The following is a 17,281-nucleotide window of genomic DNA, read 5'->3' on the forward strand; positions in this document are numbered from 1 at the left end:
CCATTCCGAACAGAGTAGTTAAGCCCGTTAGCGCCAATGGTACTGCATCTCGTGGGAGAGTAGGTCGCCGCCTTTTTTAAGACTCAATCATTTTTTTGGTTGAGTCTTTTTTTTTGCTTGCTTTGAGCAAAAAATATAAGAGTTGTTTAATTAAAAACAAAGATATATTAAACTAAAAAAGCCTAGTAAAAACTAGGCTTAATTATTTGAATTATTTGTCATCTTATTTATCCTCTAATTACACCTCTAGAAATTACAATTTTTTGGATTTCTGAAGTACCTTCATAAATTTGGGTGATTTTAGCATCACGCATTAAACGTTCAACATGGTATTCTTTTACAAACCCATTACCACCATGTATTTGCACGGCCTCCACTGTTTGTTCCATAGCTACTTTACTTGCATATAATTTCGCCATGGCACTAGACATATCGTAATTATTACCCTGATCTTTATCCCAAGCAGCCTTCATGACTAACATTCTTGCTGCTTCAATTTCTGTAGCCATATCTGCCAGTTTAAATGCAATGGCTTGATGATTACAAATTTCAGTACCGAATGCCTTACGTTCTTTAGAATATTTAAGTGCCAATTCATAAGCTCCTGAAGCAATACCCAATGCCTGTGCTGCAATACCAATTCGTCCACCAGATAGTGTTTTCATGGCAAATTTAAATCCAAATCCATCTTCACCAATTCTATTTTCTTTTGGCACTTTTACATCATTAAATTGAAGTGTATGAGTATCACTACCTCTAATTCCTAATTTATCTTCTTTTGGCCCTATATCAAACCCTTCCATGCCTTTTTCAACAATAAAAGCATTTATACCTCGATGACCTTTTTCTCTGTCTGTTTGAGCTATAACTAAATAAACATCAGATCTTCCACCGTTGGTGATCCAGTTTTTTGTTCCATTTATAACATAGTGGTCACCTTTATCAATTGCTGTTGTAGCTTGTGATGTAGCATCACTTCCAGCTTCAGGTTCACTTAAACAGAAAGCGCCTAGATATTCACCAGTTGCTAACTTCGTAAGGTACTTTTGTTTTTGTTCCTCTGTTCCATAAGCCTCCAAACCATAACAAACCAATGAATTATTTACAGATACCATAACAGAAGCTGAAGCATCAATTTTTGATAACTCCTCCATTATTAATACATATGAAATAGCATCCATACCACTTCCGCCATATTTTGGGTCAACCATTATTCCTAAAAAACCTAATTCACCCATTTTACGAACTAATTCGTCCGGGAAGGTTTGCGCGTTGTCACGTTCTATGACTCCAGGTAATAATTCAGTTTGTGCAAAATCGCGAGCAGCATCGCGTATCATCATATGCTCTTCAGTAAGTGTAAAATCCATAATTTGATTTAATTGTTGAATTGATAAAATAAGACTGCAAAGATACTTTATTATTAGCATTTTTTCAATAAGGATTTATATTTTTACAGAATATGACAAAGTCAAACTATAAAGTGATTGGAGTAATGTCAGGAACGTCATTAGATGGAGTAGACCTGATTTACGTCGATTTTACTTACCGAAAAAATAAATGGTATTTTGATATTCTTCAAGCTGAAACAATTAAATATACGAATCAATGGCATGATCTTTTAGGAAAATTAGTTGCTTTTTCCTCTGATGAGCTAAAGCAGATAGATATCGCATACACTCAATTTCTTTCAAAAGTTATAAAAGATTTCATAAGTAAGTATAAAATACTACACATTGATGCTATTTGTTCTCATGGACATACAGCTTTGCATCAACCTGAAAATGGAATGACATATCAAATAGGAAATTTGAATGATCTTTCAAAGTTGACTCAAAATATAGTGGTTTGTGATTTTAGAAAGCAAGATGTCGAACTAGGAGGTCAAGGAGCGCCATTAGTGCCAATAGGTGATGTGTTATTATTTTCAGAATATGATTACTGTCTAAATCTTGGCGGGTTTGCAAATATTTCAACAGACATAAATGGTAAACGTATTGCCTACGATGTATGTCCTGTTAATATAGTTTTGAATCATTACATGAATAAAATTGGAAAGGAATATGATGATAAGGGCAACCTCGCAACTACGGGTAAAATTAATGATAAACTTTTTAGTGAATTAAACGCTTTGAGTTTTTATAATCAGGATTCCCCTAAATCACTAGGATTAGAGTGGGTAAAGGAAAATATGTTTCCACGAATTGATGCTTATAATCTAAATGTAAAAGATATTTTAAGAACGTTTGTTGCCCATATAGCTTTTCAGATTTCAAACGAAATCAGAGATAAGCAAGATGCTAGAGTTTTGATTACTGGAGGCGGAACCTATAATGACTTTCTTATTTCTGAAATAAAAAAGCAAACTAAAAGCACTCTAATTATTCCAGAAATAAATTTAATAGAATTCAAAGAGGCTTTAATTTTTGGGTTATTAGGCGTATTAAAAATTCGTAACGAAATTAATTGTTTGGCGAGTGTTACTGGAGCGAATATAGATCATAGTTCGGGTAAAATATATCTACCTTAAAATTATTGTAAAATTAATATTTAAGGCTTTATAGTTTTTTATATTTGTTGAATTCAAACTGACTAAAGAAATTAAATACCATCAAATAAATGAAAGACTTACTTCATAAGTATGAGAAAAAAGAACCCGAAATTGTATTTAATTGGAAAGACCCAGAGACCGAAGCTGAAGGCTGGACAGTAATAAACTCATTAAGAGGTGGTGCCGCAGGAGGAGGAACTAGAATGCGAAAAGGGCTAGATATGAACGAAGTACTGTCGTTAGCTAAAACCATGGAAGTTAAGTTTACAGTTTCAGGTCCATCCATAGGAGGTGCTAAATCTGGTATTAATTTTGACCCAAAAGACCCAAGAAAGAAAGGTGTTTTAGAACGATGGTATAAAGCTGTTTCACCACTTTTAAAAAGTTATTATGGTACTGGTGGTGATTTGAATGTTGATGAAATACATGAAGTTATTCCTATAACTGAAGAAAGTGGTGTTTGGCACCCACAAGAAGGTGTTTTTGAAGGCCATTTTAAGCCTTCTCAAGCCGATAAGATAAATCGTATAGGTCAATTAAGACAAGGTGTTATCAAAGTTATCGAAAACCCTAACTATTCTCCTAGTGTTGCACTAAAATATACAGTTGCTGATATGATAACAGGTTTTGGTGTGGCCGAAGCTGTCAAGCATTACTATGATATTTATGGAGGTAACATAAAAGATAAACGTGTTGTTGTTCAGGGTTTCGGAAATGTCGGTTCGGCCGCTGCATTCTATATTTCGAAAATGGGAGCAAAAGTAGTTGGTATAATTGATATTGCAGGAGGATTGATCAAAGAAGATGGATTTTCCTTTGAAGAAATCACAGACTTATTCCTAAACAAAAACGGAAATACCCTATCAGCTGAAAATTTAATTCCTTTTGAGGAAATGAATAAACGAATTTGGTCACTGGAAACTGAAGTTTTTATGCCTTGCGCAGCTTCAAGATTGATTACCAAAAATCAGATTGATGAAATGATAGGAAGTGGATTGGAAGTCATTTCTTGCGGTGCTAACGTGCCATTTGCAGATAAGGAAATATTTTTTGGTCCTATTATGGAATATACTGATGGAAAAGTGAGTCTGATACCAGATTTTATATCAAATTGTGGTATGGCACGCGTATTTGCATATTTCATGGAAAGAAAGGTTCAAATGACTGATGAAGCCATTTTTAATGACACGTCTAAAATTATTAAAAAAGCTTTGCAAAAAGTTAATGAACAAAGTCAATTTAAAACAGAAATAAGTAAAACCGCATTTGAAATTGCTTTAGGGCAGTTAATTTAAAAGAAAACTATATGGAATCATTAATTATAATTGTATTTGTTGTAGGCTATCTTGCCATAACACTTGAACATAATTTAAAAATTGATAAATTAATTCCTGCTCTGGTCATGATGTCCTTGTGTTGGGCTTTAATAGCTTTAGGATTAGAGCATTTTCCACAATGGTTTGATTCAGCAAAGCATACATTATTGGAAAATTTTGGACTGCTAGACCATGAAGAAAAAATGCATCTAATGGAAGAAACATTGTTGCATCACCTCGGAAAAACTGCTGAAATTTTGGTATTCTTGTTAGGTGCCATGACTATCGTTGAAATTATTGATTATTTTGATGGATTTTCAACAATAAAATCTTTTATCAAAACAAAAAGTAAACGAAGAATTCTCTGGATATTTGGTTTTTTAGCATTTTTCTTATCAGCTATAATTGATAATTTAACTGCAACCATTGTACTTATTTCTATACTTCAAAAAATTGTTCCGGACAGAAATGTTAGAATTTGGTATGCAGGATTAATTATTATTGCCGCAAATGCTGGCGGAGCTTGGTCACCAATTGGAGATGTAACAACGACTATGTTATGGATAGGTAAAAAGGTTTCAACAGGACATTTGTTCATTTACTTGTTTATTCCTTCTTTATTATGTATGCTAGTACCGTTTTTTATCGCATCTTTTTTGCCCGCGTTCAAAGGTCAACTTGAACATTCTGAGCAAGATGAAAAACCAAAGAGTCGTTATAGTTCAACCATGTTATACTTGGGATTAGGAGGTATTGTTTCAGTACCAATTTTTAAAACAGTGACACATTTACCACCTTATGTTGGTATGATGTTGGCACTTGGTGTTGTAGCCGTTTTCGCTGAAATATACAGTTCCTCAAAGTTTAGTTTAACAGAATTAGACTCTACCGAAAGTGATGCGCACAGTGCGCATAGTCCAGTACATCATTCATTGTCTAGAATTGAAATGCCCAGTATTTTATTCTTTTTAGGAATTTTAATGGCTGTAGCTGCATTAGAGTCTTTAGGTATATTATTTGGTTTTGCTACCTCATTACAAGAGAATATGCCTATGTTAGGTACGGAACTGCACCATGAGGGTGTTTCGGATTTGGTTGTATTGTTATTGGGAGTTGGTTCAGCGGTAATTGATAATGTTCCTCTTGTGGCAGCTAGTTTAGGCATGTTCTCTGTGCCTATGGATAATGAATTATGGCATTTTATTGCTTATTCTGCAGGTACTGGAGGAAGTATGTTAATTATAGGTTCGGCTGCAGGTGTGGTTGCCATGGGAATGGAAAAAATTGATTTTTTCTGGTATTTAAAAAAGATTTCTTGGCTGGCACTCGTTGGTTTTCTGGTAGGAGCTGTCGCATTTATGTTTACAAGAACAATCTTTTAGATATAATTTAGTTATAAATAAGTCGTTATAAATTTGAAACAACATAATTAGTATGATAAATACAATAATTCAAGAAGTTCAAGATGGCTCTGAAGTATTAACAGATGGTGAATCAGTTGAAAAAACATTATCTATCATTGAATTAATTACGAGTGGTGGAACGGCAGGAATGCTAATAATATTGTTATTATTTGTTTTATTAATAGTAGCCTCATATATATATTTCGAAAGACTTTTTGCTATAAAAGCTGCTTCAAAAATTGATAATAATTTTATGAATCAAATAAAAGACCATGTTAGTAATGGTAAAATTGATTCTGCTCAAATGCTTTGCGCCCAAGTAAATTCACCAGTTTCTAGACTCATAAACAAAGGCATTACCAGAATTGGAAAGCCATTAGAGGATATCAATACAGCTATAGAAAATGCTGGTCGATTAGAAATTTATGGTTTAGAGAAAAACGTGAGTATGCTGGCAACCATTTCAGGTGCTGCTCCCATGATTGGGTTCCTAGGTACAGTAATTGGTATGATTTTGGCAATATTTGAGTTAGCGAATGCAGGAGGAACTATTCAGATGGATGTATTAGCCAGTGGTTTATATACTGCCATGACTACAACGGTAGCTGGTTTAATTGTTGGTATTGTGGCTTATATAGCTTACAATCATTTGGTAGTTAAAACAAACAAGGTGGTTTATCAAATGGAAGCCCACTCGTTGGAGTTTCTAGATCACTTAAACGAACCTATATAATATGAATATCAGAGGAAGAAATAAAGTAACACCAGAATTCAATATGTCTTCTATGACTGATATTGTTTTCTTACTGCTTATATTTTTTATGATTGCATCTACTTTGGTAACTACTAGTGCCATTGATATTCTTTTGCCAAATGCCAATGGTAAAACTGAAAACAAAAAATCAGTTGCTGTAAGTATAACCAAAGACTTACGTTATTATATTGATGAAAAACTAGTTGGAGAGAGTGTTCTAGAAAGCGAGTTGTTAAATTCATTATCAAATCAAGAAAATCCCACTGTTGTATTAAGAGCTGAAAAAACTGTACCAGTGGATAATGTGGTTAAGGTGATGGATATAGCTAATAGAAATAAACTAAAAGTCATTTTAGCAGTTAAGCCTAATTAGAATGAAGTATTTTGAGACCAAACATGAACGTAATTCAGCAAAAATAACAACGTTAATCGTTGTCATTTTGTTATTGTTATTGTTTGTTGTTGGTCCACCATATATGGATCCGCCCATTGAATATGGTGTTGCTGTTAACTTTGGCAATAGTCCTGTTGGGCAAGGTAATATTCAGCCAAAAAAACCTATTAAGTCAGAGCCAAGAGAGATACAAAAGCCTATAGAAGAGGTTTCTGAACCAGAAAAAGCGATTCCAGAACCTGCCGCTTCTGAAAAAATAAAATCTGAAGATGTTTTAACTCAAGCTAACGAGGAAGCCATAGCCATCAAAAAACAAAAAGAAGCTGAACGAAATGCTAAATTGGAAGCAGATAGAAAAGCCAAAGCCGAGGCAGATGCCAAAGCCAAGGCAGAAGCTGATAGAATTGCCAAACAAAAAGCAGAACAAGAAGCCAAAAAGAAAAAGCTTGATGCACTAATAGGAGGCGTAAGCAAATCTGAAGGTGCTGAAACTGGAGGAGAAGGTAATGACAATTCGCCAGGTGATAAAGGACAATTAGATGGTAATCCTTATGCGCCAAGTTATTTTGGTGGATCAGGACCTGGAAAAGGAGGTGTTGGGTATGGACTCAATGGTAGAGGAAGACCTTCCAACAAAACATATAAACAAGATTGCAATGAATATGGTTTAGTTGTAGTAAGAATAGAAGTAGATAAAAATGGCAATGTTACTAAAGCTGAACCTGGAGTTCAAGGAACAACCAATACTGCATCATGTTTATTAGAACCAGCTAAAAAGATTGCACTTTCTTTTCAGTGGCCAGCTGATAGTAATGCTCCTACTAGACAAGTGGGCTTTGTTAGTATTAACTTTGAATACTAATTTTCAATGACATTCAAAGATACTATAAAGTGGATGTTTTCTAAACTTCCAATGTATCAAAGACAAGGTAAATCGGCTTACAAAGCAGATTTAAGCAATTCTGTTAATCTGGCTAAACATCTCAATAATCCACAAGAAAGAATAAAATTCATTCATGTAGCTGGTACCAATGGTAAAGGTTCTACTAGCCACATGTTGGCTTCTATATTACAAGAATCGGGTTTAAAAGTAGGCTTGTTTACTTCACCTCATTTAAAGGATTTTAGGGAACGCATTAAGGTCAACGGTAACATGATCAGCAAGCAATTCGTTATGGGTTTTATTAAGCGTAATGAAGCGTTTTTAAATGATAACAAATTGTCCTTTTTTGAAATGACATCAGGAATGGCCTTTGACTATTTCGCTAAACAAGATGTTGATATAGCTGTTATTGAAGTTGGATTGGGAGGAAGATTGGATTCAACTAATATTATTAATCCTAAAGTGTCGGTAATTACTAATATTGGTTTTGATCATATACAATTTTTGGGAAATACATTGGAAAAAATTGCTTTTGAAAAAGCAGGAATAATAAAACAAAACACACCTGTTGTCATTGGAGAATGGCGTAAACAAACGGAACACGTTTTTAGACAAATAGCAAAGGAGAAAAATGCACCTATATTTTTTGTGGATAAAGAAAGTGTCTCAAACTATCAATCAGATTTAAAAGGTGCTTACCAGCAAGCTAATATCAAAGCAGTTGTTAAGACAGTTGAAGTTTTAAATACGCTTGATTTTAACATTTCAAAAGTCAATTTAAAAAGAGGTTTACTGAATACGGTTAAAAATACGGGTTTACTGGGCCGTTGGCAAACATTACAAGAAAAGCCCAAAGTTATTTGTGATACAGCTCATAATAAAGAAGGACTGGAAATTGTGATGAAGCAATTGATGACAGAAAAATTTAATAAATTATTTATGGTATTTGGAGTTGTGAACGACAAGGACTTAAATGCATTGGTTGGTTTACTTCCCAAACAAGCTTATTATTTTTTTTGTAAACCAGATGTCCCTAGGGGATTAGATGCTGATATTCTCGCAAAAGAATTGAAGGTAAATGGTTGTTTTGGAGAGGTTTGCAATAGCGTTAACGAAGCTTTAAATAAAGCAAAAGAAACAGCAAGTATTGATGATTTAATTTATGTTGGAGGTAGTACTTTTGTGGTTGCTGAAATTATTTAATTTTTTTCGCGAAAAAAGTTTTGCAGTAAAAAAAACTACTTTATATTTGCAATCCAATTACAGAGGGCGATTAGCTCAGTTGGTTCAGAGCACCTCGTTTACACCGAGGGGGTCGGGGGTTCGAATCCCTCATCGCCCACAAAAGTCCGTTTCGAACGGACTTTTTTATTTTGGGTCATTAACTCAGTTGGTTCAGAGTGTTACCTTGACAGGGTAGAAGTCACTGGTTCGAATCCAGTATGACCCACAAAAAAGCCCTACATAAACTAATGCAGGGCTTTTTTTGTGCTATTTTACTTTTCTTTTATATCAAATCCAACACGCGTTCCAATGCCATGCCTCTTGATCCTTTAATTAATAGTGTAGCGTTGTTTGTGTTTAGTTTTAAATTTTCTGCATGATTTCTAAAATCTTCAAAAGATTTAAAAAAATCAATGCTCTCATATTTACTTTCATGCTGATAAAAATTTTCTCCCACAAAAAAACTAGCTTCAAATGCCATATTTTTTACCAAATCTACTATCTTTTTATGTTCAAAAACAGCATCAGTTCCTAATTCAAACATATCACCTAAAATGACAATTTTATTAGAATCATTTAAATCTTTGAAATTTGTAAGAGCAGCTTCCATACTAGTTGGGTTTGCATTGTAGGCATCCAAGATAATTTTATTATTACCTTTTCTAATTATTTGAGAACGATTGTTTTTTGGTACATAAGTTTCTATAGCATCTTTTATTTCTTGTTTAGAAACATTAAAAAAACTACCTATGGTAATGGCTGCTGAAATATTGGTGAAGTTATAAGCTCCAATGAGTTGGCTGGAAATTTTAATCGTATCAAATTCAACAGTAACAATTGGGTTTGAGCTCAATAGATTAATTTTATAATCACCATTATTAGTATAGGTTCCAAAAGTAACGGTTTCAGCGTTTTTGGTTTTTTCTAATTGAATAGGATCATTCGCATTGACAAATATAGTTTTATTATGAGCTATTAAATGGTCATACATTTCAGATTTCCCTTTAATAACACCATCAATTCCTCCAAAGCCTTCTAAATGGGCTTTACCAAAGTTAGTGATATAGCCATAATCTGGTAAAGCAATATTACAGAGGAACTGTATTTCCTTTTGGTGATTGGCTCCCATTTCAACAATGCCTATTTCGGTTTCTTTAGTCATTGATAAAAGCATTAATGGTACACCTATGTGATTATTTAAATTACCAACTGTAGCTGTCGTTCTGTGTTTTTTTGAAAGTACGGTATTTATTAGCTCTTTGGTTGTTGTCTTTCCATTACTACCAGTAAGAGCTAATATTTTAGTTCCTAAATAGTTTCTATGAAATGTGGCAATGTCTTGAAGTGTTTTTAAAACATCATTTACAAGAATTGTTTGAGAGTTGTGATAAAAATCAGGGTTATCTATAATAACATATTTGGCACCTTTTTTTAGTGCTTCTTCGGTGAATTTATTGCCGTCAAAATTCTCACCTTTTAAAGCAAAAAACATGGAGTTTTCATTAATCTTTCGAGTGTCTGTGCTTACAGATTCACACTCTAGAAATTTGTGATGTAATCTATCTATCTTCATAAAATAAAAGTATAAAAAAAGTCCTGACTATTATTGTCAGGACTTATAAATTTATTTGAAAAAACTTTTAGTTTTTTGTCTTGTTTTTAGTTTCAGATTTTGAACCTACACGAGACATAGCACATCTAAATCCAATATAATCTGTAGCCATATCTTGAGGAAAATAACGACGTTGAGCAGGATCTAACCAATATTCTCTGTCTTTCCATGATCCTCCTTTGTAAACACGAACTTCATCATTTATTAAAGATGTACGTTTATCGGACTTGTCATATTCTCTTATAAGTTGACCTGAAGAGTCTGTTTCAACACTATGTTTAGGTGAGTTGTACATTTTTCTTGTAACACTATTTCTTTCACCATCAACAGCTTCTTCATCATCACCAAAACTCTCACGGTAATAACGTGAAGAACTTTGATCACCATCTCTAAAGTTTCTATTGTCACTTCTATCAAAATTAGTTCTCAAGTAAGTCTCGTCTTCGTCAACTGGAACTTGAGCAATTTCACCTGGAAGATCTCTAGCTACTACCTTCCCGTTTGGTAAGGTATCAAATACTATTTCACCTGGCATAACTACTTTTACTGTACCATCTTCATTCAATTCATTTTTTGAGTATACATTTCCACGGTAGTAGTTGAAATCGTTGAATTCGTCATCAACAATTGGTCTATAAACATCAGCAACCCATTCAGCCACATTTCCAGCCATATCATATAAACCATAATCATTAGGTTCGTAAGATTTGACGGCATTTGTAATATCGGCACCATCATCAGACCAGCCTGCAATTCCACCGTAATCTCCTTTTCCTTGTTTAAAGTTGGCTAATTGGTCACCACGAACTTTACGTTTTCCTGAACGTGTATATTGACCATCCCAAGGGTATTTTTTACGACCTCTGTATATATTGTAATTTCTGATTGATGTTAATCCCAATGCTGCATATTCCCATTCAGCCTCTGTTGGGAGCCTGTATTTTGGAGAAATTATTCCAGTTTCTCTTGAAGCATATACATTAATAGTATCTCCAGAAGCAGTAGTTTGAACACGTCTTCTAGTATTGTCTGGATTAGTAATACTATCATTACCACCATACACTTTGGTTGGTGCATTGATATATGTATCTGTGCTAAATGTGGCATCAGATGAAACGGAATTTAGTTTAGCATCTCTAACAATATAGCCAGCATCTTCTAAATACATTTCATTTACACGGTCTGAACGCCAATTTGCAAACTCAACCGCTTGAATCCAACTAACGCCAACTACAGGATAATCTTGGTAGCCAGGGTGACGTAAATAGTTTTCAGTCATAACTTCATTATAACCTAAACGATTTCTCCAAACTAAAGTATCTGGAAGTGCACCATTGTAAATTTTTCTAAAGTTATCTTCAGTCGGTGGGTAAACACGTTTAATCCAATCTAAGTATTCTAAATACATTAAATTGGTAACTTCAGTTTCATCCATATAGAATGATTGCACGTGCTGTTGGTTTGGTGTATTGTTCCAATCATGCATAACATCGTCTTGAACTTTACCCATGGTAAATGTACCACCCTCAACCATTACAAGACCAGGAGCAGCTTCTTGCCCTTTAAAACTTGTATTGTATTGGAATCCTCCATCTCTGGAGTTTATGTCCCAACCAGTAGCTCTGGAGCTGTTCGAGCTTGATGATCTTTTACAACCAACCATCGTGACTGATACTGCTAAAACAAGTAGTATCTTGATTGTTATTACTTTTTTCATATCCATACTTTTAAGTAAGCCATTAATATTTTTGGTGACGCAATATAAGAATTATACCTAAGAATACAAGCAATTTTTTGATTTTTAAGTAAAAAAACATGCATTTCGTCCTATTTATCATGCAATACAACGATGATTTTTGTGTATTTCAACGCTGTTTTGATACATGATAACGTCAGATTTTATATTTTATTATTGTAAATTTGCTTCGTTTTTTAAAATTATATCATTTTTCATAATAACACATGTTAAAACACGTTATTTGTGTAATGAAAAAGAAGATTACACTACTAGCCATATTAGCTACTTTTGCAGTTTTTGCGCAACAACGTACATTCAATATTACTTGGGGAACGGCTAAAATTGTTGAAACAGAATCGTACAGGATTTCTGTGCCTAGTTTCAATTCGGAACATTTTAGCTATGATGTTAGTACTGGTATTCAATTCACAGCGCAATGGGATATTCAGCAAGTAATTGATGAGAATTCGGTAAGAGTTACAAATGTTTCTTATGCCCCAATATCTAGGGCAGAACTGGCAGGTTTAGATCTTAACTCTATATCAAGTCAATTAAAATACGAGCTTCATAACGCCAAAGCAAGAGATAAAAATTCTGCTTTTTTTACATTATCACCAATAATAAATGAAAACGGCTCTTACAAGAAGGTGACAGCGTTCACAGTTTCTTATCAAAATTCAAACTTTAGTTCTAGAAATTCATACAGAAGGAATATTACCAATTCTGTTTTGAGTTCTGGAAGTTGGTATAAATTTCAAGTTGATAAAACAGGCGTCTATAAAATTTCTAAAAACTTTTTAGAGCAATTAGGAATTGATATCAATAATATTGATCCAAGACGTATAAAATTATATGGAAATGGTGGTAGAATGATACCTTATGAAAATTCAGAACCATATCCTTATGATATTCAGGAAAACGCCATAAGAATTATTGGTGAAACCGATGGTTATTTTAATGATCAAGATTATATATTATTCTATGCCGAGGGTCCAAAAGGATATGATGCGAGTAGAAACACCAATATTAATTGTTATACAGATTACACTAATTATTTTATAAATATAAGTCCAGGAAATGGTAAGCGCATTCAACCCTTTATACAGCCTTCAGGCAATATTGATTTGGTTGTAGATACTTTTGATAGTTATAAGTTTCATGAATTAGACGAGTATAATTTAGCAAGTGTTGGAAGGAGATGGTTTGGGGATAAGTTTGATATTGAAACCAATAAAACATTTGAATTTAATTTTCCAGATATTATTACCAGTGAGCCCGTAAACTTGAAGGTTATTGTTGCTTCAACTTCTGAAATAGCCACCAGCATGCAGGTAAATGTAAATGGCAATGCTGTGTCAACATTAACCATTCCTGCGGTAAGCGATGCCACTTTGGCTAGTGAAGCTGTTTATGAAGGGATGATAAATGTAAGTTCTGGCAATATTAATGTAGCTCTAAGCTATGATAATGGTGGAAACCCTTCAGCAAAAGGTTATATTGATTACATTTCATTAGAAACTAAACGTAATCTTAATTATCCGGGAGGTCAACTTACATTTTATAATAAAGATGTAGAAACTGCTTCGGGTATTGCGCAGTATAATGTGTCTAATACAGCTCAAGTCAAAGAGATATGGGATGTGACGGATATTTACAATGTAGGGAATTTTCTTAATACAGATTCCAATGCAACGATGAGTTTTACGTCGCCATTAGGAACTTTAAAAAAATATGCCGTGGTTGGTAATAATAATTTTTATCAACCTATAATGGTCTCTAATCCATCGGTCAGTAATCAAAATCTTAAAGGAACTATCTTCAATAATGCTCAAGGTGTTTTTGAGGATATTGATTACATCATTATAACACCTAATAATTTTTATAATCAAGCAGAGCGTCTTGCTCAAATTAATAGAAATCAATACGGCTTGAATGTTAAGGTTGTGAGATTGACTCAAATATATAAGGAATTTAGTACAAGTAATCAAGATATTGGAGCGATAAGAAATTTTGTAAAATATGTATATGATAATGCGAGCACTGATCAAAGACGTTTAAAATATCTATGTCTTTTTGGTGATGGATCTTATGATTATAAGAATAGACTTTCCTATAATACAAACAACGTCCCTTCTTGGCATGCTTATGATAGCTTTACGCTTACTGGGTCTTTTGTGTCGGATGATTTTTATGGCATGATGGATGAAAATGAAGGAGGTATGCAAACCTTTAATAAATTAGATATTGCTGTTGGAAGAATTTTGGCTGAAACACCTCAACGAGCTAAAGAAATGGTTGATAAAATAGAGTCTTATTACGTGGATGCATCCTATGGAAATTGGCGAAATAATTTTTTAGTTGTTTCTGATGACGTAGATGAGGCTTGGGAAAAAGATTTGCAATTAACAACTGATAGAATTGCAAATGAGGTTTCGGAAGAAAAACCATTTATTAATGCAATTAAAATTCACTCTGACGCTTACCTTCAAGAATCTTCAGCAGGTGGTGATCGCTATCCGCGTGTTACAGTTGCAATGGCAAATGCCATAGAAACAGGAGCATTGGTAGTGAATTATTTTGGACATGGTGGTGAAGATGGGTTAGCTAAAGAAAGAATATTTGAGAAACCTGACGCACAAAACTTAAATAACGTATGTAAACTCAACTGCTTTGTGACAGTAACTTGTGAATATACAAGATTTGATAATCCTTTAAGACCTACTGCTGGAGAGTTTACTTATTGGAATAAAGATGGTGGAGCCATAGCGTTAATTACAACAACTAGGCAGATTTTTGTAAATGTTGGAAGAAATTTTAATGAAACGTTGAGTGAGTATTTATTTTCATATAGTGATAATGATGATTACAGCGATTATGAATACCCAACTATGGCAGAGGCTTTAAGACTTACAAAAATTGATCCTTTAGTATCTAGTGCTGGTCAGAAAAGATTGGTGTTCTTTATTGGTGACCCAGCTATGAAATTGGCTTTCCCAGAACCAAATATACGTCTGACTAAAATTAACGATGTTCCAGTAGCACAATCGACTGAAGTATTACAAGCACTAAGCCGCGTGAAGCTTTCTGGTGAAGTTGTTGATTTACAAGGTAATTTGCTTAATAATTATAATGGTGTCTTGTCAGCGGTTGTTTATGACAAGAATATTGAAAGACAGACATTGGCAAATGATCGAACTAGAGAAAACGGCCAGTTAATTAGAATGAATTTTGAAACATTAGGCCCTGCCATTTTTAGAGGTCAAGCATCCGTTTCAAATGGTGAGTTTGAATTTGAATTTATAGTTCCTAGAGATATTGAAATTCCTGAAGGTAATGGTAAAGTTAGCTTTTATGCTAAAAGAAATGATGCTTTAGAGAATCAATCAGGTGCTAATGTTACCGATGTTGTAATCGGAGGTTTAAATACCAATGCACCTGAAGATAATACAGGCCCAGTAATCAATCTATATATGAACGATGAAAGCTTTGTGTCTGGTGGTATTACAAATGAATCGCCTAGTTTATTGGTGAAACTTGAGGATGACAATGGCATAAATACTGCCAATGGAATTGGTCATGATATCGTAGCCATCTTAGATGGTGATGAAACAAATCAATATGTGCTTAATGATTATTATGAAACGGAATTGGATAACTATCAACGTGGTTCTGCAAACTACCCGCTCCGTGATTTAGAACCAGGATTACACACTTTAACGCTAAAAGCGTGGGATGTTTATAACAATTCATCAACATCAGAAATTCAGTTTGTTGTTCATGATGAAAATCAAAGTCTTGTTATTAACAATGTACTAAATTATCCAAATCCCTTTGTTAATTACACAGAATTTTGGTTTAATCACAATAGTTCAGACCCTTTAGACGTTTCAGTACAGATATTCACTGTTTCTGGTAAATTGGTTAGAACCTTAAATGGTCAAACAAATACATCAGAATGTTGTGGGAAAGGAACTTCAGCATTATCAAGGGATATTATTTGGGATGGACGTGATGATTTTGGAGATAGAATAGGAAAAGGTGTCTATATCTATAAGTTAACGGTTAGATCACCGTTTTTAAACAAGACCGTTGAAAAAATTGAGAAACTTGTAATACTATAATAAAAAATTATATTTGCTAAATAAATTGAATACATGAAAAACCGAATTTTAATACTCATTGTAATTTTAACAGCATCCTTTGTTAAAGCACAAACTGTTGTGTTGCCAAATAATTTTGATTCCCGAGTCATTACAACTGGTGTGCCATTTTTGCTAGTGGCGCCCGAAGCTCGTGGTGCAGCTATGGGAGACATGGGTGTGGCAACATCTGTTGATGTTTTCTCACAACAATGGAATGCCTCCAAATATGCTTTTTCTGAAACCAAACAAGGTGTAGGCGTTAGTTATACGCCATATTTAACCAAAATTGTAAAAGATATCTCGTTAGGATACCTGACATATTTCAATAAAATTAATGAGCGAAGTGCTTTTGCTGCTAGTTTTAAATATTTTGGATTGGGCGAAATAGAATTGGTTCAAGATGAAAATTCGACACCGCTAATAGTCAAGCCTAATGAAATGGCATTAGATGCATCTTATTCTCTAAAGTTAAGTGAACAATTTGCTATGGGTGTGACCATGCGTTATGTGCGTTCTGATTTAAAAATTGATGCCGTTGATCCCGAGGCTATCGCAGCTAATACATTTGGAGTGGATATTTCAGGTTATTATCAAAGTGAGGAACAAGCCTATAACAGTTTTAATGGTAGAACTAGATTGGCGTTTGCCATACAGAATATTGGTCCAAAATTTAAATATGATGAAGGCGGACAGGAAAACTTTCAGCCAACAACATTACGTTTAGGCGGTGGTTTTGATTTTATTTTGGACGATTTTAATAAAATTTCTGTTACGGCTGAAGTTACTAAACTGTTGGTGCCAACACCTCCTGTTTATGGTACAGAATATGAATATACTGATACAAATGGAAATGGGCAATATGATCCTGAAGAAGATGAGTTAGGTGCTGTTGTTACACCAAATGTTATAATTGATGGTAAAGATCCTAACGTTGGATTTTTTCAAGGGATGTTTCAGTCATTCGGTGATGCGCCAGGTGGTTTTAGTGAAGAGATGAAAGAATGGACTTGGGCATTGGGTGCTGAATATACTTATCAAGATTCATTTGCTATTCGCGCTGGATACTTCCATGAGGCTGAAGAAAAAGGAGCAAGACAGTTTTTTGCTATAGGAGCTGGATTTAAGTATAATATTATTGGTGTTGACCTTTCGTATTTATTCTCATCGTCTAAAGTACAAAACCCATTAGAGAATACTTTGAGGTTTTCACTGTCATTTAATATAGACAGAGGAGCTTATCAAGAATATTAGTAAAATGATATCG

Annotated in this window: 12 protein-coding genes, 2 tRNA genes and 1 rRNA gene; 12 read left to right on the forward strand and 3 right to left on the reverse strand. The window is 34.0% G+C overall.

What is annotated here, in order from left to right:
* Positions 1-76: ribosomal RNA gene (gene rrf / locus C1S72_RS14585) — 5S ribosomal RNA — on the forward strand; the annotation flags it as partial.
* Between the two features lie 151 nt (positions 77-227).
* Here the strand turns inward: rrf and C1S72_RS13975 are convergent.
* Positions 228-1,370, reverse strand: coding sequence for an acyl-CoA dehydrogenase (locus C1S72_RS13975; protein ID WP_104736364.1), 1,143 nt, complete (start codon positions 1,368-1,370; stop codon positions 228-230).
* Positions 1,371-1,462: 92 nt separating this feature from the next.
* Between C1S72_RS13975 and C1S72_RS13980 the strand changes: the two genes are divergently transcribed.
* The 9 genes from C1S72_RS13980 (at position 1,463) to C1S72_RS14020 (ending at position 8,751) form a co-directional block, all read left to right on the forward strand.
* Positions 1,463-2,530 carry an anhydro-N-acetylmuramic acid kinase gene (locus C1S72_RS13980; RefSeq protein WP_104736365.1) on the forward strand — a complete coding sequence of 356 codons (1,068 nt, stop codon included), beginning with the start codon at positions 1,463-1,465 and terminating at the stop codon, positions 2,528-2,530.
* A gap of 89 nt (positions 2,531-2,619) precedes the next feature.
* Entirely contained in the window at positions 2,620-3,846 is a 1,227-nt protein-coding gene (locus C1S72_RS13985) for a Glu/Leu/Phe/Val dehydrogenase dimerization domain-containing protein (RefSeq protein WP_104736366.1), read from the forward strand.
* A gap of 11 nt (positions 3,847-3,857) precedes the next feature.
* The gene (gene nhaD / locus C1S72_RS13990; RefSeq protein ID WP_104736367.1) at positions 3,858-5,249 is read left to right on the forward strand and encodes a sodium:proton antiporter NhaD; all 1,392 of its coding nucleotides are present in this window, start codon (positions 3,858-3,860) and stop codon (positions 5,247-5,249) included.
* A gap of 52 nt (positions 5,250-5,301) precedes the next feature.
* The gene (locus C1S72_RS13995) at positions 5,302-6,003 is read left to right on the forward strand and encodes a MotA/TolQ/ExbB proton channel family protein (protein ID WP_104736368.1); all 702 of its coding nucleotides are present in this window, start codon (positions 5,302-5,304) and stop codon (positions 6,001-6,003) included.
* A gap of 1 nt (position 6,004) precedes the next feature.
* Positions 6,005-6,397: an ExbD/TolR family protein gene (locus C1S72_RS14000; protein WP_104736369.1), complete on the forward strand. Its 393-nt coding sequence runs from the start codon at positions 6,005-6,007 to the stop codon at positions 6,395-6,397.
* 1 nt (position 6,398) lies between these two features.
* Complete coding sequence (locus C1S72_RS14005; RefSeq protein WP_104736370.1) at positions 6,399-7,280, forward strand: energy transducer TonB; 882 nt, start codon at positions 6,399-6,401, stop codon at positions 7,278-7,280.
* A 6-nt stretch (positions 7,281-7,286) separates the two neighbouring features.
* Complete coding sequence (locus C1S72_RS14010) at positions 7,287-8,504, forward strand: bifunctional folylpolyglutamate synthase/dihydrofolate synthase (RefSeq protein WP_104736371.1); 1,218 nt, start codon at positions 7,287-7,289, stop codon at positions 8,502-8,504.
* Positions 8,505-8,568: 64 nt separating this feature from the next.
* Positions 8,569-8,643: transfer RNA gene (locus C1S72_RS14015), tRNA-Val, on the forward strand.
* A gap of 33 nt (positions 8,644-8,676) precedes the next feature.
* Positions 8,677-8,751, forward strand: a tRNA-Val gene (locus C1S72_RS14020).
* A gap of 57 nt (positions 8,752-8,808) precedes the next feature.
* Here C1S72_RS14020 and C1S72_RS14025 read toward each other — a convergent pair.
* On the reverse strand, positions 8,809-10,098 hold the full coding sequence (locus tag C1S72_RS14025; RefSeq protein ID WP_104736372.1) for a UDP-N-acetylmuramoyl-tripeptide--D-alanyl-D-alanine ligase: 1,290 nt from the start codon (positions 10,096-10,098) through the stop codon (positions 8,809-8,811).
* A gap of 67 nt (positions 10,099-10,165) precedes the next feature.
* The gene (gene gldJ, locus C1S72_RS14030) at positions 10,166-11,860 is read right to left on the reverse strand and encodes a gliding motility lipoprotein GldJ (RefSeq protein WP_191860764.1); all 1,695 of its coding nucleotides are present in this window, start codon (positions 11,858-11,860) and stop codon (positions 10,166-10,168) included.
* A 263-nt stretch (positions 11,861-12,123) separates the two neighbouring features.
* Between gldJ and porU the strand changes: the two genes are divergently transcribed.
* The gene (porU, locus tag C1S72_RS14035; RefSeq protein ID WP_104736373.1) at positions 12,124-15,996 is read left to right on the forward strand and encodes a type IX secretion system sortase PorU; all 3,873 of its coding nucleotides are present in this window, start codon (positions 12,124-12,126) and stop codon (positions 15,994-15,996) included.
* A gap of 33 nt (positions 15,997-16,029) precedes the next feature.
* Complete coding sequence (porV, locus tag C1S72_RS14040; RefSeq protein ID WP_104736374.1) at positions 16,030-17,268, forward strand: type IX secretion system outer membrane channel protein PorV; 1,239 nt, start codon at positions 16,030-16,032, stop codon at positions 17,266-17,268.
* The last annotated feature ends 13 nt before the right edge of the window (positions 17,269-17,281 follow it).

The organism is Hanstruepera ponticola (genome assembly GCF_002940745.1).
Classification (GTDB): domain Bacteria; phylum Bacteroidota; class Bacteroidia; order Flavobacteriales; family Flavobacteriaceae; genus Hanstruepera; species Hanstruepera ponticola.